Annotated in this window: 16 protein-coding genes; 13 read left to right on the top strand and 3 right to left on the bottom strand. The window is 63.7% G+C overall.

The annotated features are described in order from the left end of the window. Positions 1-57: 57 nt before the first annotated feature. Positions 58-522 (bottom strand): methylglyoxal synthase, encoded by a 465-nt coding sequence (locus C4K38_RS24675; protein WP_053280577.1) that lies wholly within the window; start codon positions 520-522, stop codon positions 58-60. 128 nt (positions 523-650) lie between these two features. Then, positions 651-1655, bottom strand: coding sequence for a type I glyceraldehyde-3-phosphate dehydrogenase (gene gap, locus C4K38_RS24670; RefSeq protein ID WP_053280576.1), 1005 nt, complete (start codon positions 1653-1655; stop codon positions 651-653). 223 nt (positions 1656-1878) lie between these two features. Between gap and edd the strand changes: the two genes are divergently transcribed. From edd to C4K38_RS24615, 11 genes are all read left to right on the top strand, one after another. After that, positions 1879-3705, top strand: coding sequence for a phosphogluconate dehydratase (gene edd, locus C4K38_RS24665; RefSeq protein WP_009045235.1), 1827 nt, complete (start codon positions 1879-1881; stop codon positions 3703-3705). Then, complete coding sequence (locus C4K38_RS24660) at positions 3702-4658, top strand: glucokinase (RefSeq protein ID WP_025805851.1); 957 nt, start codon at positions 3702-3704, stop codon at positions 4656-4658. Before edd ends, C4K38_RS24660 begins: the two co-directional genes overlap by 4 nt. Positions 4659-4884: 226 nt before the next feature. After that, positions 4885-5616, top strand: coding sequence for a response regulator (locus C4K38_RS24655; RefSeq protein WP_053280575.1), 732 nt, complete (start codon positions 4885-4887; stop codon positions 5614-5616). A gap of 31 nt (positions 5617-5647) precedes the next feature. Next, positions 5648-7075 carry an ATP-binding protein gene (locus C4K38_RS24650; protein WP_414860362.1) on the top strand — a complete coding sequence of 476 codons (1428 nt, stop codon included), beginning with the start codon at positions 5648-5650 and terminating at the stop codon, positions 7073-7075. Between the two features lie 201 nt (positions 7076-7276). Then, the gene (locus C4K38_RS24645) at positions 7277-8536 is read left to right on the top strand and encodes a D-mannose isomerase (RefSeq protein WP_053280573.1); all 1260 of its coding nucleotides are present in this window, start codon (positions 7277-7279) and stop codon (positions 8534-8536) included. Between the two features lie 118 nt (positions 8537-8654). Then, positions 8655-9962, top strand: a complete 1308-nt coding sequence (locus C4K38_RS24640; protein WP_025805847.1) for an ABC transporter substrate-binding protein — start codon at positions 8655-8657, stop codon at positions 9960-9962. Between the two features lie 163 nt (positions 9963-10125). Then, positions 10126-11034 (top strand): carbohydrate ABC transporter permease, encoded by a 909-nt coding sequence (locus C4K38_RS24635; RefSeq protein ID WP_008032969.1) that lies wholly within the window; start codon positions 10126-10128, stop codon positions 11032-11034. Continuing rightward, positions 11027-11872 (top strand): carbohydrate ABC transporter permease, encoded by an 846-nt coding sequence (locus tag C4K38_RS24630; RefSeq protein WP_025805845.1) that lies wholly within the window; start codon positions 11027-11029, stop codon positions 11870-11872. Before C4K38_RS24635 ends, C4K38_RS24630 begins: the two co-directional genes overlap by 8 nt. Before the next feature lie 3 nt (positions 11873-11875). Further along, on the top strand, positions 11876-13036 hold the full coding sequence (locus C4K38_RS24625; protein ID WP_025805843.1) for an ABC transporter ATP-binding protein: 1161 nt from the start codon (positions 11876-11878) through the stop codon (positions 13034-13036). A 119-nt stretch (positions 13037-13155) separates the two neighbouring features. Then, positions 13156-14505, top strand: a complete 1350-nt coding sequence (locus tag C4K38_RS24620; RefSeq protein WP_025805842.1) for a carbohydrate porin — start codon at positions 13156-13158, stop codon at positions 14503-14505. A 161-nt stretch (positions 14506-14666) separates the two neighbouring features. Further along, entirely contained in the window at positions 14667-15521 is an 855-nt protein-coding gene (locus tag C4K38_RS24615) for a D-hexose-6-phosphate mutarotase (protein WP_053280572.1), read from the top strand. A 116-nt stretch (positions 15522-15637) separates the two neighbouring features. Here the strand turns inward: C4K38_RS24615 and C4K38_RS24610 are convergent, their stop codons facing one another. After that, positions 15638-16498 carry a MurR/RpiR family transcriptional regulator gene (locus C4K38_RS24610; RefSeq protein ID WP_169914959.1) on the bottom strand — a complete coding sequence of 287 codons (861 nt, stop codon included), beginning with the start codon at positions 16496-16498 and terminating at the stop codon, positions 15638-15640. A 209-nt stretch (positions 16499-16707) separates the two neighbouring features. On the opposite strand from C4K38_RS24610, the gene zwf reads away from it, so the two are divergent. Further along, positions 16708-18177 carry a glucose-6-phosphate dehydrogenase gene (gene zwf, locus C4K38_RS24605; protein WP_025805840.1) on the top strand — a complete coding sequence of 490 codons (1470 nt, stop codon included), beginning with the start codon at positions 16708-16710 and terminating at the stop codon, positions 18175-18177. Next, positions 18164-18877, top strand: a complete 714-nt coding sequence (gene pgl, locus C4K38_RS24600) for a 6-phosphogluconolactonase (RefSeq protein WP_053280571.1) — start codon at positions 18164-18166, stop codon at positions 18875-18877. The genes zwf and pgl overlap by 14 nt, the downstream gene beginning before the upstream one ends. Positions 18878-18885 lie beyond the last annotated feature (8 nt).

Below are 18885 nucleotides of genomic sequence, written 5' to 3'. Positions count from 1 at the left end.
ATTTTTCAGCGGATGATAATGCTTATCATCTACGTCGAAGGTCAAGCCCTGAGTGAATCATCGACGCCCTGAGAGGTAGGCCGGGTAGTCCGGAATCCGGTAGCTGTGCGCTTGCTCCATCAGCGGGCTGCTGAGCAGGTAGTCGGCGCTGCATTCGTTGCAGGCCACGGGAATGTTCCAGACCGCCGCGACCCGTAGCAGGGCCTTGATGTCCGGGTCGTGGGGCTGGGGTTCGAAGGGATCCCAGAAGAACACCAGCATGTCCACCCGCTGCTCGGCGATCCGTGCGCCGAGTTGCTGGTCGCCGCCCAGGGGGCCGCTGATCATGCTTTCCATCGGCAGGCCGAGGCGTTTGTGCAGCAGCTGGCCGGTGGTGCCGGTGGCCAGCAGATCGTGCTCGGCGAGCCTGTCTTTCTGCCGCTCGGCCCAGTCCAGGAGGAAGCTCTTGCAGTGGTCGTGGGCCACCAGGGCGATACGCTTGCGCGCCGCCATGCTGGCCTGGGTGAAACTGATACCGATCATCGGTGGCGACTCCGGGAGGGAGGGGGCAGCAGGAGCTGCCGAGGCTGCGATCTTTGCGCGCTTGAACCTCGAATGTGAAGATCAAAAGATCGCAGCCTGCGGCAGCTCCCGCGTCGCAGGCCGTGGGCTTACTCGGCGCTGCACAGGGCCAGGCAGTTATCCAGCATGCGGTTGGAGAAGCCCCATTCGTTGTCGTACCAGGCCAGTACCTTGAGCAGCTTGCCGCCGCTGACCTTGGTGTGATTGGCGTCGAAGATCGACGACAGCGGGTTGTGGTTGAAGTCGCTGGAGACCAGCGGGAGGCTGTTGTAGCCCAGGATCTTCGAGTGCTGGCTGGCGCTCTTGAGCAGGGCGTTGACCTCCTCGGCGGTGGTGTTGCGCTTGAGCTGCACGGTCAGATCCACCAGCGATACGTTGATCACTGGAACCCGCACTGCCATGCCGGTCAGCTTGCCCGCCAGTTCCGGCAGCACCAGGCCCACGGCTTCGGCCGCGCCGGTCTTGCTCGGGATCATGTTCTGGGTGGCCGAACGGGCGCGGTACGGATCGCTGTGGTAAACGTCGGTCAGGTTCTGGTCGTTGGTGTAGGCGTGGATGGTGGTCATCAGCCCGCTTTCGATGCCCAGCTCGCGGTTCAGCACCTGGGCCACCGGCGCCAGGCAGTTGGTGGTGCACGAAGCGTTGGAAATGATCTGGTGCGACTGGCGCAGAATGTCGTGGTTCACGCCATACACCACGGTGGCGTCGGCGCCTTTGGCCGGGGCGGAAATAATCACTTTGCGGGCGCCGGCGCTGAGATGGGCGGCGGCCTTGGTACGGTCGGTGAACAGACCGGTGCATTCGAATACGACGTCTATCTTCTCGGCGGCCCAGGGCAGTTCGGCCGGATTGCGGATGGCGCTGACCGAGATCCGGTCACCGTTGACGGTCAGGCTTTCCTGATCGTGCTGCACATCGGCATCGAAGGTGCCGTGGACGGTGTCGTATTTGAGCAGGTGGGCATTGATCGAGCTATCACCCAGATCGTTGATGGCGACGATCTGCAGATCCTGACGATAGCCTTGGGTATAAAGTGCGCGCAGGACGTTGCGGCCGATACGGCCAAAACCATTGATTGCGATTCGTAGAGTCATTAGAAAAGCGCCTGCCGTAGTTTTGTTGTTGGAATTACAAGATTATTCGCAAAAAAATAGAAAACAAGCCTTTTTGGTGGCAATATTTTGTTTTATCTACAACGAGTGACCTGAATCAACTGGTCCAAATGGTCAAGAAACCCTCTGCCATCCCCTGTGCCGCGGGCGTTTTGACCAGCATAGACAAACAGGTCGCCACATCCGTTAGCCTGGAGTTCTACACATGCATCCCCGCGTTCTTGAGGTCACCGAACGGCTTGTCGCCCGCAGTCGCGCCACTCGCGAGGCTTACCTCGCCCTGATCCGCGGCGCCGCCAGCGATGGCCCGCAACGGGGCAAGCTGCAGTGTGCGAACTTCGCCCACGGCGTTGCCGGCTGCGGTTCCGAAGACAAACACAGCCTGCGCATGATGAATGCCGCCAACGTGGCAATTGTTTCGTCATATAACGACATGCTCTCGGCGCATCAGCCGTACGAGCACTTTCCCGAACAGATCAAGAAGGCCCTGCGCGAGATGGGGTCGGTCGGCCAGTTCGCCGGCGGCACCCCCGCCATGTGCGATGGCGTGACCCAGGGCGAGGCCGGCATGGAGCTGAGCCTGCCGAGCCGCGAGGTAATCGCGCTGTCCACCGCAGTGGCCTTGTCCCACAACATGTTCGACGCCGCGCTGATGCTCGGCATCTGCGACAAGATCGTCCCGGGCCTGATGATGGGCGCGTTGCGCTTCGGTCACCTGCCGACCATCTTCGTTCCGGGCGGGCCGATGCCGTCGGGCATTTCCAACAAGGAAAAGGCCGACGTGCGCCAGCGTTACGCCGAAGGCAAGGCGACCCGCGAAGAGCTGCTGGAATCGGAGATGAAGTCCTACCACAGCCCGGGTACCTGCACCTTCTACGGCACCGCCAACACCAACCAGCTGCTGATGGAAGTCATGGGCCTGCACTTGCCGGGCGCGTCCTTCGTCAACCCTTACACACCACTGCGCGACGCCCTGACCCATGAAGCGGCGCAGCAGGTCACCCGCCTGACCAAGCAGAGCGGCAACTTCACACCGATCGGCGAGATCGTCGACGAGCGTTCGCTGGTCAACTCCATCGTCGCCCTGCACGCCACCGGCGGTTCGACCAACCACACCCTGCACATGCCGGCGATTGCCCAGGCCGCGGGCATCCAGCTGACCTGGCAGGACATGGCCGACCTGTCCGAGGTGGTGCCGACCCTGTCCCACGTCTATCCGAACGGCAAGGCTGACATCAACCACTTCCAGGCGGCAGGCGGCATGGCGTTCCTGATCCGCGAACTGCTGGAAGCCGGCCTGCTCCACGAAGACGTCAACACCGTGGCTGGCCGTGGCCTGAGCCGCTACACCCAGGAACCCTTCCTGGACAACGGCAAGCTGGTGTGGCGTGACGGCCCGATCGAAAGCCTCGACGAAAACATCCTGCGTCCGGTGGCCCGCGCGTTCTCGCCGGAAGGCGGCCTGCGGGTGATGGAAGGCAACCTCGGTCGCGGGGTGATGAAAGTCTCCGCCGTGGCGCTGCAGCACCAGATCGTCGAAGCACCGGCGGTGGTGTTCCAGGACCAGCAGGACCTGGCCGATGCGTTCAAGGCCGGCGAGCTGGAAAAGGACTTCGTGGCGGTGATGCGCTTCCAGGGCCCGCGCTCCAACGGCATGCCGGAACTGCACAAGATGACGCCGTTCCTCGGTGTGCTGCAGGACCGTGGCTTCAAGGTCGCGCTGGTCACTGACGGGCGCATGTCCGGGGCCTCGGGCAAGATCCCGGCGGCGATCCACGTCAGCCCGGAAGCCCAGGTCGGCGGAGCGCTGGCGCGGGTACGCGATGGCGACATCATTCGCGTGGATGGCGTAAAGGGCACGCTGGAGCTTAAGGTAGACGCCGATGAATTCGCTGCCCGCGAACCGGCCAAGGGCCTGTTGGGTAACAACGTTGGCAGCGGTCGCGAATTGTTCGGTTTCATGCGCATGGCCTTCAGCTCGGCGGAGCAGGGCGCCAGCGCCTTTACCTCTGCCCTGGAGAACCTTAAGTGAAGTTAGCGCTGGTCGGTGACATTGGTGGAACCAATGCGCGTTTTGCGTTGTGGAAAGACCAGCGCCTGGAGTCGATCCAGGTGCTGGCGACGGCGGACCACGCCAGCCCGGAAGAAGCCATCGGCATTTACCTGAGCGGCCTCGGCCTGGCGCCGGGCTCGATCGGCGCGGTGTGCCTGTCGGTGGCCGGCCCGGTCGGCGGCGACGAATTTCGTTTTACCAACAACCACTGGCGCCTGAGTCGCAAGGCTTTCTGCCAGACCTTGCAGGTGGATGAGCTGCTGCTGGTCAATGACTTCTCGGCCATGGCCCTGGGCATGACCCGCCTGCAGCCTGGCGAGTTCCGGGTGGTCTGCGAAGGCACTGCCGAGCCGTTGCGCCCGGCGGTGGTGATCGGGCCGGGCACCGGCCTGGGCGTGGGCACGCTGCTGGACCTGGGCGAAGGCCGCTGGGCCGCCTTGCCGGGCGAGGGCGGGCATGTCGACCTGCCGTTGAGCAGCCCGCGGGAAACCCAGTTGTGGCAGCACATCTACAGCGAGATCGGCCACGTCAGCGCCGAGACCGCGCTCAGCGGCGGCGGTTTGCCCCGGGTGTACCGGGCAATCTGCGCGGTGGACGGGCATGAGCCGGTGCTCGATACCCCGGAAGCCATCACCGCCGCGGGCCTGGCCGGCGACCCCATCGCCCTGGAAGTGCTCGAGCAGTTCTGCTGCTGGCTGGGCCGGGTGGCGGGCAACAACGTGCTGACCACGGGTGGGCGCGGTGGCGTGTACATCGTCGGCGGGGTGATCCCGCGGTTCGCCGACTTTTTCGTCGAGAGCGGTTTCGCCCGTTGTTTTGCCGACAAGGGCTGCATGAGCGATTACTTCAAGGGCATTCCGGTGTGGCTGGTGACGGCGCCGTACTCGGGCCTGACCGGTGCCGGGGTGGCGTTGGAACAGGCGTTTGCCTGATCGAATACGCCGTCTCTGTAGCCGCTGCCGAGCTTGCGAGGCTGCGATCGAGGACGAAGTCCTCGCGAAACCTGAGCACACGACTTGCCAGGAAGAACTGGTCGCCTGGTTTACGCCCGCTTCGCGGTCGATCGCAGCCTCGCAAGCTCGGCAGCGGCTACAGCTACGTTTTGTTGATCGGTAAGGCATAATTCGGCCCCATTCATAACAACAAAGGACGGCCCGCGTGAGTTCAGTCAGTAAGTCGATCTTGTTGGTTGATGACGATCAGGAAATCCGCGAGCTGCTGGAGACCTATCTCAGTCGCGCCGGCTTCCAGGTCCGCAGCACGCCCAACGGCGCCGGCTTTCGCCAGGCGCTGAACGAGGCGCCGAGCGACCTGGTGATTCTCGACGTGATGCTGCCGGACGAAGACGGCTTCAGTCTGTGCCGCTGGATCCGCCAGCACCCGCGGGTCGGCCAGGTGCCGATCATCATGCTCACCGCCAGCTCCGACGAAGCCGACCGGGTCATCGGCCTGGAGCTGGGTGCCGACGACTATTTGGGCAAGCCCTTCAGCCCCCGGGAATTGCAGGCGCGGATCAAGGCCCTGTTGCGCCGCGCGCAGTTCGGTCAGGAGCGGGTCGGCGGCGAGGTGCTGTGCTTCGACGAGTGGCGCCTGGACATGGTCAGCCACCGGCTGTTCCACAACGACGGCGAGGAAGTGATCCTCTCCGGCGCCGATTTTGCCCTGCTCAAGCTGTTCCTCGATCACCCTCAGGAAATCCTCGACCGCGACACCATCGGCAATGCCACCCGCGGGCGCGAACTGATGCCCCTGGACCGCATCGTCGACATGGCGGTCAGCCGCCTGCGCCAACGCCTGCGCGACACCGAGAAGCCGCCGCGGCTGATCCGCACCGTGCGCGGCAGCGGTTACCAATTGGCAGCCAATGTGGTTGCCGGCAATGCTCACTGAGTTTGCGCGCAAGCTGCTGGCGCGGGTGCCGGTGCCGCGTTCGCTGCTGGGCCGGATGCTGCTGCTGACGCTGCTGGTGGTGCTGTTCGCCCAGGCCTTGTCCAGCGTGATCTGGGTTTCCCAGCTGCGCGCCACCCAGCTCGAAGGCCTGGTCACCAGCGCCCGCAGCCTGGCCCATTCGATGACCGCCAGCGTCAGCTACTTTCGTTCGTTGCCGGTGGCGTACCGGCCGCTGGTGCTCGATCAGTTGCGCAGCATGGGCGGCACCCGTTTTGTCGTGACCCTCAACGACAAGCCGCTGGGCATGGAAGTGCTGCCGATCACGCCGCGCAAGCAGGCGGTGCTCAAGGCGGTGGAGGAAGTGCTGCGCCAGTCCCTGGGCAACGACGCCTATATCTCGGTGACCTTCGTCAGCCCCGAGGACCTGCGGATTTTCAATGGCGGCCTGAAGCTCGATGAGTTGCCGCGTTCCTGGGCCCACTACGCCCTGACCTTGGAACCGGTGAACCCGCCGGTGCTGGTCACCCAAATCCAGATGGCGCCGGGGGAGTGGCTGTACATCGCCTCGCTGTTGCCCGAGCCCTACACCAGCCTCGAAGAGCAGGGGCTGCCGGCGCAGCAGGTGTGGTTCATCGTGCTTACCAGCGGTTTCCTGCTGCTGTTCATCGGCCTGCTGGTGCATTGGCAGAGCCGGCCGCTCAAGCGCCTGGCGCGGGCCGCGCGGGACATGTCCCTGGGCGCCGATGTGCAGCCGGTGGCCGAAGGCGGCGGCAGCGAAGTAGTGGAGGTCGGCCGGGCTTTCAATGCCATGCGCGAGCGCATCAGCCGTTACCTGACCGAGCGCAGCCAGCTGTTCAGTGCGATTTCCCACGACCTGCGCACGCCCATCACCCGCCTGCGGCTGCGGGTCGAACTGCTGGAAGACGAGCAGCTGCAAGCCAAGTTCGGCCGCGACCTGGATGAGCTGGAGCTGCTGGTCAAGGGCGCGCTGCAATGTGTCAAGGACACCGATATCCACGAGAATATCGAGCCGGTGGACCTCAATCAGGTGCTCGACTGCCTGGTGGAACCTTACCTCGCGCCCAACGGCAACGGCCGCGTGACCCAGCAGGGGCGGGCGTTGGCGCCTTATCCGGGCAAGCCCCTGGCGCTCAAGCGCTGCATGGGCAACCTGATCGACAACGCGCTGAAGTATGGGCAGAACGCCCATCTGCACATCGATGACGATGCCAACGCGTTCATCCTGCATGTCGACGACGAAGGCCCGGGCGTGCCGGAGCAGCGTCTGGAGCAGGTGTTCGAGCCGCACTTCCGCCTGTCCGGCCAGCAGCAGGGCTATGGCCTGGGCCTGGGTATCGCGCGCAACATTGCCCACAGCCATGGCGGCGAGGTCAGCCTGCAGAACCTGCGCGAAGGCGGTTTGCGCGTGACCCTGTACCTGCCGCGTTTCATGGATTGATGCCTCTGTGTAGGAGCGAGGCTTGCCCGCGAAGCGTCGTACCTGACACGACGCGTTGTCCTTTATCGCGAGCAAGCTTCGCTCCTACAGAATCAGGGTTATTGTCACTGTTTGGTGACATTTCCTGTGACCTTCGTTACCTGCCCGCGCGAACCCGTTGTTTAGACTCAAGTCCCTGATAAGAACAACAACAGGTCCGCCATGAACCCTATTCCCCTGACGTTCAGCAGCTGGCTGAACGCTCCTGCCCATCATCACTGGCTGGCCGCCGAAGGCCAGCGCCTGCTGGGGTTCGCCCGCGCGGCCCGGCTGCCCGAAGGCTTCGGCGACCTGGACGAGTGCGGGCGCCTGCCGAGCGGTGCCCGGGCCGGCACCATGAACACCGCACGGATGACCCACAGTTTCGCCATGGCCCATATCCAGGGCATTCCCGGTTACGCCGCGCTGGTGGACCACGGCATTGCCGCCCTCAACGGCGCGTTGCGCGACGGCGAATACGGCGGCTGGTTCGCCGCCCCCGGGCATGCCGACGGTAACAGCGGCAAGGCCGCCTACCTGCATGCCTTCGTCGCCCTGGCGGCGAGTTCCGCGGTGGTGGCCGCGCGCCCCGGCGCCGAAGCCTTGCTGGCGGAGGCGATCCGGGTCATCGAAACGCACTTCTGGAGCGAGGAGGAGGGCGCGATGCGCGAGTCCTTCAACCGCGACTGGAGCTGCGAGGAGGCCTATCGCGGCGCCAACAGCAACATGCACGCCACCGAGGCGTTCCTCGCCCTGGCCGATGTCACCCAGGACCCGCGCTGGCTCAACCGCGCCCTGCATATTGTCGAACGGGTCATCCACCAACATGCCGCCGCCGGCGATTACCGGGTCATCGAGCATTTCGACCGGCAGTGGCAGCCATTGCCGGATTACAACCAGGAGCATCCGGCCGACGGTTTCCGCCCCTATGGCACCACCCCCGGGCACGCTTTCGAGTGGGCCCGCCTGCTGCTGCACCTCGAAGCCGCGCGCTGCCAGGCCGGCATGCTCAGCCCCGGCTGGCTGCTGCTGGATGCCCAGAAGCTGTTCGAAACCGCCTGCGCTGATGCCTGGGACGTCGATGGCGCGCCGGGCATCGTCTACACCCTGGACTGGCAGCAGCGCCCCGTGGTGCGCCAGCGCCTGCACTGGACCCACGCCGAGGCCGCGGCGGCGGCCAGCGCCTTGCTGCAGCGCACCGGCGACGTGCAGTACGAAACCTGGTATCGGCGCTTCTGGGAGTTCACCGCCGAGCACTTCATCGATCCGCTGCACGGCAGCTGGCACCACGAGCTGGACAGCAGCAACAGGCCCAGCGCCGAGATCTGGGCCGGCAAGCCGGACCTGTATCACGCCTGGCAGGCGGTGCTGATTCCGCGCCTGCCCCTGGCGCCGAGCATGGCCTCGGCGCTCGCCGAAGTGTCTAGACTGCAGGTTGTGTAACCATGTGGTGACATTCGCGCATCCCTTCGTTACCTGCGCGGGTAGGCCCCCTGTTTAGAATCCTATGCAGCGCAAGCACCAGACTTGCATGCATAACAACAAGAAAGGTACACCTCAGATGAATGCGATTTCTCGTCTAGCTGCTGTCATTTCCGTTGCCTCGTTGTTTCCCCTCAGTGCATTCCCTCTCGTTTCCGTTGCCGCCGACGCCAAAGGCTCCGTGGAAGTCGTCCACTGGTGGACTTCCGGCGGTGAAAAGGCTGCGGTCGATGTGCTCAAGGCCCAGGTCGAAAAAGATGGGTTCACCTGGAAAGACGGCGCAGTCGCCGGCGGTGGCGGTGCCACGGCCATGACCGTGCTGAAAAGCCGCGCCGTTTCCGGCAACCCGCCGGGCGTTGCCCAGATCAAGGGCCCGGACATCCAGGAGTGGGGCAGCACCGGCCTGCTCAGCACCGACGCCCTGAAAGACGTGGCCAAGTCGGAAAACTGGGATGGCCTGCTCTCCAAGAAAGTCTCCGACACCGTGAAGTACGAAGGTGACTATGTCGCCGTGCCGGTGAACATCCACCGCGTCAACTGGCTGTGGATCAACCCGGAAGTCTTCAAGAAGGCCGGGATCGACAAGGCCCCGACCACCCTCGAAGAATTCTATGCCGCCGGCGACAAGCTCAAGGCCGCCGGTTTCATCGCCCTGGCCCACGGCGGCCAGCCATGGCAGGACAGCACCGTGTTCGAAGACGTGGTGCTCTCGGTCATGGGCGCCGATGGCTACAAGAAAGCCCTGGTCGACCTGGACCAGAAAACCCTCGCCGGCCCAGAGATGACCAAGGCCTTCACCGAGCTGAAGAAAGTCACCAGCTACATGGATCAGAACCGCGCCGGGCGTGACTGGAACATCGCCGCCGCCGACGTCATCAACGGCAAGGCCGGCATGCAGATGATGGGCGACTGGGCCAAGAGCGAGTGGACCGCGGCGAAGAAAGTCGCCGGCAAGGACTACCAGTGCGTGGCCTTCCCGGGCACCGACAAAGCCTTCACCTACAACATCGACTCCCTGGCGGTGTTCAAGCTCAAGGCCGATCGCAAGGGCGATATCGCCGCCCAGCAGGACCTGGCCAAGGTTGCCCTGGGCAAGGACTTCCAGAAGGTCTTCAGCATCAACAAGGGTTCGATCCCGGTGCGCACCGACATGCTCAACGACATGGCCGCGCAAGGCTTCGACTCCTGCGCCCAGGCGGCGGCCAAGGACTTCCTGGCTGACGACAAGACCGGCGGTCTGCAACCGAGCATGGCGCACAACATGGCCACCTCCCTGGCCGTGCAGGGCGCGATCTTCGATGTGGTGACCAACTTCATGAACGACAAGGACGCGGACCCGGCCAAGGCCAGTGCGCAGCTGGCATCGGCCGTCAAGGCCGCCCAGTAAGGTCCGGTGCCGCAGGCCCGCCTGCGGCTGTTCCTGAGAGCGCTCTTCCCCTGTAGGAGCGAGGCTTGCCCGCGAAAGCGTCGTACCTGACACGACGCGTGATTGTTTATCGCGAGCAAGCTTCGCTCCTGCAGATACTCACTCCTTCAACTGGATTATCCCGATGAGCTCTGTGGCGGTTTTCAGCAAAGCCTCACCGTTCGACGCGCTGCAGCGCTGGCTCCCCAAGTTGGTCCTGGCGCCAAGCATGCTGATCGTCCTGGTCGGTTTTTACGGTTACATCATCTGGACGTTCATTCTGTCCTTCACCAATTCCAGCTTCATGCCGAGCTACAAGTGGGTCGGCCTGCAGCAATACATGCGCCTGATGGACAACGACCGCTGGTGGGTGGCGAGCAAGAACCTGGCGCTGTTCGGCGGCATGTTCATCGGCATCAGCCTGGTGCTGGGCGTGTTCCTGGCGGTGCTACTGGACCAGCGCATCCGCAAGGAAGGCTTTATCCGCACCGTCTACCTGTACCCGATGGCGCTGTCGATGATCGTCACCGGTACCGCCTGGAAGTGGCTGCTCAACCCTGGCCTGGGTCTGGACAAGATGCTGCGTGACTGGGGCTGGGAAGGCTTTCGCCTGGACTGGCTGGTGGATCAGGATCGCGTGGTGTACTGCCTGGTGATCGCCGCCGTGTGGCAGGCCTCCGGCTTTGTCATGGCGATGTTCCTCGCTGGCTTGCGCGGCGTCGACCAGTCGATCATCCGCGCCGCCCAGGTCGATGGCGCGAGCCTGCCGACCATCTACCTGAAGATCGTCCTGCCGAGCCTGCGCCCGGTGTTCTTCAGCGCCTTCATGATCCTCGCGCACATCGCGATCAAGAGCTTCGACCTGGTGGCGGCGATGACCGCCGGTGGCCCTGGCTACTCGTCCGACCTGCCAGCGATGTTCATGTATTCCTTCACCTTCAGCCGTGGCCAGATGGGCATAGGTTCGGCCAGCGCCATGCTGATGCTGGGCGCCGTGTTGACCATCCTGGTGCCGTACCTGTACTCCGAACTGCGAGGCAAACGCCATGACTAACCAGCTCGGAAAACCTGCGCTGAACTTCAGCCGCATCGCCATCTACGCCACCCTGCTGCTGGCAGCGGCGGTGTACCTGGTGCCGCTGGTGGTGATGCTGCTGACCAGCTTCAAGACCCCGGAAGACATCCGCACCGGCAACCTGCTGAGCTGGCCGGCCGTGATCGACGGCATCGGCTGGATCAAGGCCTGGGACGCGGTGGGTGGCTACTTCTGGAACTCGGTGAAGATCACCGTGCCGGCGGTGGTCGTCTCGACCTTCATCGGCGCCATCAACGGCTACGTGTTGTCGATGTGGCGCTTCCGCGGTTCGCAGCTGTTCTTCGGCCTGCTGCTGTTCGGTTGCTTCCTGCCGTTCCAGACCGTGCTGCTGCCGGCGTCCTTCACCCTCGGCAAGTTCGGCCTGGCCAACACCACCAGCGGCCTGGTGCTGGTGCACGTGGTCTACGGGCTGGCGTTCACCACGCTGTTCTTCCGCAACTACTACGTGAGCATCCCGGACGCCCTGGTCAAGGCCGCGCGCCTGGACGGCGCAGGCTTCTTCACCATCTTCGGCAAGATCCTGCTGCCGATGTCGGTGCCGATCATCATGGTCTGCCTGATCTGGCAGTTCACCCAGATCTGGAACGATTTCCTGTTCGGCGTGGTGTTCGCCAGCGGCGATGCGCAACCGATCACCGTGGCCTTGAACAACCTGGTCAACACCAGCACCGGGACCAAGGAATACAACGTTGATATGGCGGCGGCGATGATCGCCGGGCTGCCGACACTGCTGGTCTACATATTCGCTGGCAAGTATTTCCTGCGTGGGCTGACGTCCGGCGCGGTCAAGGGGTAAAAGATGGCAACTCTCGAATTACGCAACGTCAACAAGACCTACGGTACTGGCCTGCCGGATACCCTGAAGAACATCGAACTGAAGATCGATGACGGTGAGTTCCTGATTCTCGTGGGGCCCTCGGGCTGCGGTAAATCCACCCTGATGAACTGCATCGCCGGCCTGGAAAACATCAGCGGCGGGGCGATCCTGGTGGACGACGCCGACATCAGCGGCATGAGCCCGAAAGACCGCGACATCGCCATGGTGTTCCAGTCCTACGCGCTGTACCCGACCATGAGCGTGCGCGACAACATCGCCTTCGGCCTGAAGATCCGCAAGATGCCGGCCGCCGAGATCGACGAGGAAGTGGCGCGGGTGGCCAAGCTGCTGCAGATCGAACACCTGCTCAACCGCAAGCCCGGCCAGCTGTCCGGCGGCCAGCAACAGCGCGTGGCCATGGGCCGGGCCCTGGCGCGGCGGCCGAAGATCTACCTGTTCGACGAACCGCTGTCCAACCTCGACGCCAAGCTGCGGGTCGAGATGCGCACCGAAATGAAACTGATGCACCAGCGCCTGAAAACCACCACGGTCTACGTCACCCACGACCAGATCGAAGCCATGACCCTGGGCGACAAGGTGGCGGTGATGAAGGACGGCATCATCCAGCAGTTCGGTACCCCGAAACAGATCTACAACGACCCGGCCAACCTGTTCGTGGCCAGCTTCATCGGCTCGCCGCCGATGAACTTCATCCCCCTGCGCCTGCAGCGCAAGGACGGCCGCCTGCTGGCCCTGCTGGACAGCGGCCAGGCCCGTTGCGAGCTGCCCCTGGGCATGCAGGACGCCGGCCTGGAAGACCGGGAAGTGATCCTCGGCATCCGCCCGGAGCAGATCGGCCTGGCGAACGGCGAGGGCAACGGCCTGCCGACCCTGCGCGCCGAGGTCCAGGTCACCGAGCCGACCGGTCCCGACACCCTGGTGTTCGTCAACCTCAACGGCACCAAGGTCTGCTGCCGCCTGGCGCCGGATGTGGCGCCGCAGGTCGGCGAAACCCTGACCCTGCAATTCGATCCGGCCAAGGTTTTGCTGTTCGATGCCAAGAGTGGCGAGCGCCTGGGTGTTGCGGCCCCTGCGCAGAGCGAAGCCCATGCCAGCAACGTGGCGCAGTTCAAGGGGCGTTGAGTCCTGGGTTGTCAAAGCAGGACGTGCGAATGCGCGGCGGATGGCCTGTCATCCGTCGCATCAGGTGTAAACCGCGTTAGAGAAAAACAGTTAATAACAATAAAGACGAGGATGTAGGGATGAAAAAGAAGAGCACCAATGCACGCTTGATCTGCCAGTTGTCAGCGATTGCGGCAATGACCCTGGCCGGTAGCGCGCACGCTGACGAAGCGTTCAGCGCCGACTCGAAATGGATGACCGGTGACTGGGGTGGCGAGCGGACCAAACTGCTCGAGAAGGGGATCGACATCAAGGCCGATTACGTTGGCGAAATGGGCGCCAACCTGCACGGCGGCTACAACGACGACAAGACCGGGCGCTACAGCGACCAGTTCGGCCTGGGCGTGGCGCTGGACCTGGAAAAGCTCTGGGGCTGGGATAACACCCAGGCGAAGATCCAGCTGACCAACCGTAACGGCCAGAACATCTCCAACGACCGTATCGGCGACCCGCGTGCCGGCACCCTGAGTTCCTCCCAGGAAGTCTACGGCCGTGGCCATATGGTGCGTCTGACCCAATTGTGGATCCAGCACCAGTTCCTCGACGGCAAGCTCGACGTCAAGGCCGGTTACTTCGGCGAAGGCGAAGACTTCAACACCTTCCCCTGCGAGTTCCAGAACCTGGCGTTCTGCGGCTCCCAGGTGGGCAACTGGGCGACCAACATCTGGTACAACTGGCCGGTCAGCCAGGCGGCACTGCGAGTGAAGTACCACATCACCCCTGAGCTGTACGCGCAGATCGGCGCGTACAACCAGAACCCGTCGCAACTGGAGCACGGCAACGGCTTCAAGCTCAGCGGCAGCGGTACCAAGGGCACCGTGCTGCCGGTCGAGCTGGTCTGGTCGCCGAAGGTCAACAACCTGCCGGGCGAGTACCGCGTCGGTTACTACAAGAGCACGGCCGATGCCAGCGACGTGCGCGAGGACGTCAATGGCCAGGACGCCGCCGTCACCGGTGACAGCTATCGCGTGCACAGCAGCAAGCACGGCTACTGGTTCGTCGGGCAGCAGCAACTCACCACCCACAACGGCGATGCGACCCGCGGCCTGAACATCGCGGCCAACGCCACCTTCCACGACAAGGACACCAACTTCATCGACAACTACCAGTCGCTGATGCTGGTGTACAAGGGCCCGTTCGACGCGCGTCCGAAGGATGACGTCGGCATCGGTTTCGCCCGTATCCATGTCAACGACGACGTGAAGAAAAACGCCCAGTTGCTCAATGACACCAACGGCGTCAGCAACTACGACGATCCGCTGTTCTCGCCGCTGCGCGAGACTGAGTACAACTACGAAATCAACTACGGCTTCCATGTCACCAACTGGCTGACCGTGCGTCCCAACCTGCAGTACATCACCCATCCAGGCGGTGTGGATGAAGTCGACAACGCCCTGGTGGCCGGCCTGAAAATTCAGTCGGTGTTCTAACGCTGTTGCGATAAGCTCCTCCTCAATGTGCGCATTTTTGCGGATGGCCCAGGCTATCCGCTTTTTTTTGGGGACGAACCCGTTCCCTGTAGCCACTGCCGCAGGGCTTTGCGCATCAATGATGAATATCGGTACAGCAATGATCTTCAGGACCGTGGCCCATGCATGAGCATCCGCTACAACGCTTTTTCAAATCCTTGCGCGAGCGTCCGACTTTCGCCTGGGAGCGCTATCAGATGCGCGACGTGCTGGTGATCGACCATCCGCTGTGCCAGGCGGTGTTCAGTCGCCAGGGCGCGCAGCTCCTGCATTTCCAGCCGACCGGGCAGAAGCCCTGGCTGTGGTGTGCGGCGAAGTGGCCGCAGGTCGGGGCGATCCGTGGCGGGGTGCCGGTGTGCTGGCCCTGGTACGGCCGTCACCCGAGCGAAAACGCCTGGCCGTCCCATGGCTGGGCCCGGCTGATCGACTGGAAGCTGCTCGACAGCCGCAGCGATGACGAGGGCGTGTACCTGCACTGGCAGTTGCAGCTGTGCGACTGGCAGGTCGACCTGCACGCGCACCTGGGCGAAAGCATGGACCTGCGCCTGAGCACCGAGCACCAGGACAGCCTGCCGTGCCAGCTGAGCCAGGCTTTGCACGCTTACTGGCGTATTGGCGACGTCGGTGAGGTAGCGCTGTCTGGGCTCGATGGCGCCGAGGGTTACGACCAGTTGAGCCGCCAGGCGTGCCGGCAAACTGGCGAGCTGCGGGTCGATGGCGGCTGCCAGCGGGTGTTCCAGCACGAGGGCGAATTGCAGCTCAAGGACCACGCCTGGCAGCGCGAATTGCGCATCGACACCGGCAATGCCGCCGACACCGTGGTCTGGCATCCGGGCAGCCGGCCGCTGCTGGGGGTGAGCTGGAGCGAGGTGTCCGGGTTCGTCTGCGTCGAAGCGGCGGCGGGGGGCACCGACAGCCTGTGCCTGGCGCCGGGGGAGCGGGCGCACCTGAGTCTGCAGGCGCGGGCGGGGACGTAGTTTTGCGGTGTGGCTGATGCCGTCATCGCGGGCAAGCCTCGCTCCTACAGAACACATGTAGGAGCGAGGCTTGCCCGCGATAAGGCCGGAGGGTCCGGCGCTGGGCTGCGCGAGCCTCAGTTGTACTCGTCGCCCACCGGATAGCGGCTGGCGTTGAGGCTTTCCTTGATCTTGCGCAGGTGCGGCTGGAAGTCCACGCCGCGGCGCAGGGTCATGCCGGTGGCGAGGACGTCGAGCACGGTGAGCTGGATGATCCGCGAGGTCATCGGCATGTAGATGTCGGTGTCTTCCGGTAGCGGGATGTTCAGGCTCAGGGTGCTGGCCTTGGCCAGCGGCGAGCCGGCGGCGGTCAGGCCAAGCACCGAGGCGCCGTTTTCCCGGGCGATGCGCGCCACTTCCACCAGCTCGCGGGTGCGCCCGGTGTAGGAGATGATCACGAACAGTTCGCCGGTATGGGCCACCGAGGCGATCATCCGCTGCATCAGCACATCGGCGTGGGCGGTCACCGCCAGGTTGAAGCGGAAGAACTTGTGCTGGGCATCGAGGGCCACCGGGGCCGAGGCGCCGAGGCCGAAGAAGTGGATCTGCCGGGCCTGGATCAACAGGTCGACGGCGCGGCTGATCAGGTTCGGGTCCAGGGCCTGGCAGGCGCTGTCCAGAGAGGCGATGGCGCTGCCGAAGATCTTCTGGGTGTAGGCTTCGGGGTTGTCGTCGGCTTCCACCGCGCGGCTGACGTAGGCCGCGCCGCTGGCCAGGCTCTGGGCCAGTTGCAGCTTGAGTTCGGGGTAGCCGCTGACGCCGAACGAGCGGCAGAAACGGTTGACCGTCGGCTCGCTGACCGAAGCGGCCTGGGCGAGGGCAGCAATACTGAAGCGGGTCGCCTGCTGTGGGTTGAGCAGGATGACTTCGGCGACTTTACGTTCCGCCTTGTTCAATTCTTCAAGGCGATTCTGGATCTGTTCCAGAAGATTTCGCACGCGGTCCATTAGGGTTTTCCTGGTTCGGCAATGCAAAGGAAGCCGGTCTTAACCGGTCTTTGGCGGTGGCCTATCCTACTGATGGCTCTGACGGACCACCACTTCGAATCTGTATTTTGCTAAAATGTTGTGGTTATTACTACATTTTCCCTTGAGTGATGCCTTGAAAAAAGGTATTTGTAGCTTAACTTGATAAAAGAACAAACATCATGCCTTCGATAACGGTAGAACCCTGCACTTTTGCCTTGTTCGGCGCGCTGGGCGATCTGGCGCTTCGCAAATTGTTTCCTGCCCTCTATCAACTCGATGGCGCCGGCCTGCTGCATGACGACACGCGCATTCTGGCCCTGGCCCGCGAGCCGGGCAGCGAACAGCAGCACCTGTCTTTCATTGAAGCCGAATTGCGCAAGTATGTCGGTGCCAAGGAGATCGACCCCGCGGTGCTGGAGCGCTTCCTGGCGCGCCTGACCTACCTGCACGTGGATTTCCTCAAGGCCGAGGATTACCTGGCCCTGGCCGAACTGGCCGGGCGCGAGCAACGCCTGATCGCCTATTTCGCCACGCCGGCGGCGGTGTACGGGGCGATCTGCGAGAACCTGTCGAAGGCTGGCCTGGCCGAAAACACCCGCGTGGTGCTGGAGAAGCCCATCGGTTCGGACCTGGAATCGTCGCGCAAGGTCAACGACGCGGTGGCGCAGTTCTTCCCGGAGAACCGCATCTATCGCATCGACCACTACCTGGGCAAGGAGACGGTGCAGAACCTGATCGCCCTGCGTTTCGCCAACAGCCTGTTCGAGACCCAGTGGAACCAGAACTACATCTCCCACGTGGAAATCACCGTGGCCGAGAAGGTCGGGATCGAAGGCCGCTGGGGTTACTTCGACAAGGCCGGCCAGCTGCGGGACATGATCCAGAACCACCTGCTGCAGCTGCTCTGCCTGATCGCCATGGACCCGCCCGCCGACCTCTCGGCCGACAGCATCCGTGACGAGAAGGTCAAGGTGCTCAAGGCCCTGGCGCCGATCAGCCCGGAAGGCCTGACCACCCAGGTGGTGCGTGGCCAGTACATCGCCGGGCACAGCGAAGGCAAGGCCGTGCCGGGGTACCTGGAGGAAGAGAACTCCAACACCCAGAGCGACACCGAGACCTTCGTCGCCCTGCGGGCCGACATCCGCAACTGGCGTTGGGCCGGGGTGCCGTTCTACCTGCGTACCGGCAAGCGCATGCCGCAGAAGCTGTCGCAGATCGTCATCCACTTCAAGGAGCCGTCGCACTACATCTTCGCCCCCGAGCAGCGCCTGCAGATCAGCAACAAGCTGATCATCCGCCTGCAGCCGGACGAAGGTATCTCCCTGCGGGTGATGACCAAGGAACAAGGCCTGGACAAGGGCATGCAACTGCGCAGCGGCCCGCTGCAGCTGAATTTTTCCGATACCTATCGCAGCGCGCGGATTCCCGATGCCTACGAGCGGTTGTTGCTGGAAGTGATGCGTGGCAATCAGAACCTGTTTGTCCGCAAAGATGAAATCGAAGCCGCGTGGAAATGGTGTGACCAGCTGATCGCCGGGTGGAAGAAATCCGGTGATGCGCCCAAGCCGTATGCGGCCGGGTCGTGGGGGCCGATGAGCTCCATCGCACTGATCACGCGGGACGGGAGGTCGTGGTATGGCGATATCTAAATTGAAACTGCCCGCGGGCGTACACGCCCACGAGTTCCGCAGCCCGATGCTGCTGGCCGAAGGCCTGGCGCTGAAGGTGGCCGGGCAACTGAGCCAGGCGATCCAGGTTCGCGGCGAAGCCACGCTGGTGGTGTCCGGCGGGCGCAGCCCGGTGGCGTTTTTCCAGCACCTGGCCAAGCAGCACCTGGACTGGTCCAAGGTCCTGGTCACCCTGGCGGACGAGCGCTGGGTACCGGTGGAGCATGCCGACAGCAACGCAGGCCTGCTCAAGCGCTACCTGCTGCAAGGCCCGGCGGCCCAGGCGAAGTTCCTCAGCCTGTACAACGCCGCGGCGAACCTCGAACAGGCCGCGGAGCAAGCCGATCGTCTGCTGGCCGAGTTGTCGGCCATCGACGCGCTGGTACTGGGCATGGGCGATGACGGTCATACCGCCTCCCTGTTCCCCAACAGCCCGAACCTGACCGAAGCCCTGCAGGCCGACGGTCAGCGTCGCTGCTGGCCGATGCTGGCGCCGAGCGTGCCGCATCAGCGCCTGAGCATGAGCCGCGCCTTGCTGGCTTCGGCCACGTACAGCGTGCTGTCGATTTCCGGTCAATCCAAGTTGACCACCCTGAGTGCCGCACTGGCCGGTGACGATGTCGCCGCGATGCCGATTCGTGCCTTCCTGCAACCTCCGTTAGAGATTTACTGGTGCCCATGAGCCAAGGA

It is taken from the genome of Pseudomonas chlororaphis subsp. piscium (genome assembly GCF_003850345.1).
In the GTDB taxonomy this organism is placed as follows: Bacteria; Pseudomonadota; Gammaproteobacteria; order Pseudomonadales; family Pseudomonadaceae; genus Aquipseudomonas; species Aquipseudomonas piscium.
The sequence above is the reverse complement of the archived record's forward strand: the minus strand, read 5'-3'. Positions and strand labels throughout refer to the sequence as shown.

What these genes read in the sequence shown, in the direction of transcription:
- C4K38_RS24675 (WP_053280577.1), bottom strand. Translation starts at nt 522, where the DNA reads ATGATCGGTATCAGTTTCACCCAGGCCAGCATGGCGGCGCGCAAGCGT.
- gap (WP_053280576.1), bottom strand. Translation starts at nt 1,655, where the DNA reads ATGACTCTACGAATCGCAATCAATGGTTTTGGCCGTATCGGCCGCAAC.
- edd (WP_009045235.1), top strand. Translation starts at nt 1,879, where the DNA reads ATGCATCCCCGCGTTCTTGAGGTCACCGAACGGCTTGTCGCCCGCAGT.
- C4K38_RS24645 (WP_053280573.1), top strand. Translation starts at nt 7,277, where the DNA reads ATGAACCCTATTCCCCTGACGTTCAGCAGCTGGCTGAACGCTCCTGCC.
- C4K38_RS24640 (WP_025805847.1), top strand. Translation starts at nt 8,655, where the DNA reads ATGAATGCGATTTCTCGTCTAGCTGCTGTCATTTCCGTTGCCTCGTTG.
- C4K38_RS24635 (WP_008032969.1), top strand. Translation starts at nt 10,126, where the DNA reads ATGAGCTCTGTGGCGGTTTTCAGCAAAGCCTCACCGTTCGACGCGCTG.
- C4K38_RS24630 (WP_025805845.1), top strand. Translation starts at nt 11,027, where the DNA reads ATGACTAACCAGCTCGGAAAACCTGCGCTGAACTTCAGCCGCATCGCC.
- C4K38_RS24625 (WP_025805843.1), top strand. Translation starts at nt 11,876, where the DNA reads ATGGCAACTCTCGAATTACGCAACGTCAACAAGACCTACGGTACTGGC.
- C4K38_RS24620 (WP_025805842.1), top strand. Translation starts at nt 13,156, where the DNA reads ATGAAAAAGAAGAGCACCAATGCACGCTTGATCTGCCAGTTGTCAGCG.
- C4K38_RS24615 (WP_053280572.1), top strand. Translation starts at nt 14,667, where the DNA reads ATGCATGAGCATCCGCTACAACGCTTTTTCAAATCCTTGCGCGAGCGT.
- zwf (WP_025805840.1), top strand. Translation starts at nt 16,708, where the DNA reads ATGCCTTCGATAACGGTAGAACCCTGCACTTTTGCCTTGTTCGGCGCG.
- pgl (WP_053280571.1), top strand. Translation starts at nt 18,164, where the DNA reads ATGGCGATATCTAAATTGAAACTGCCCGCGGGCGTACACGCCCACGAG.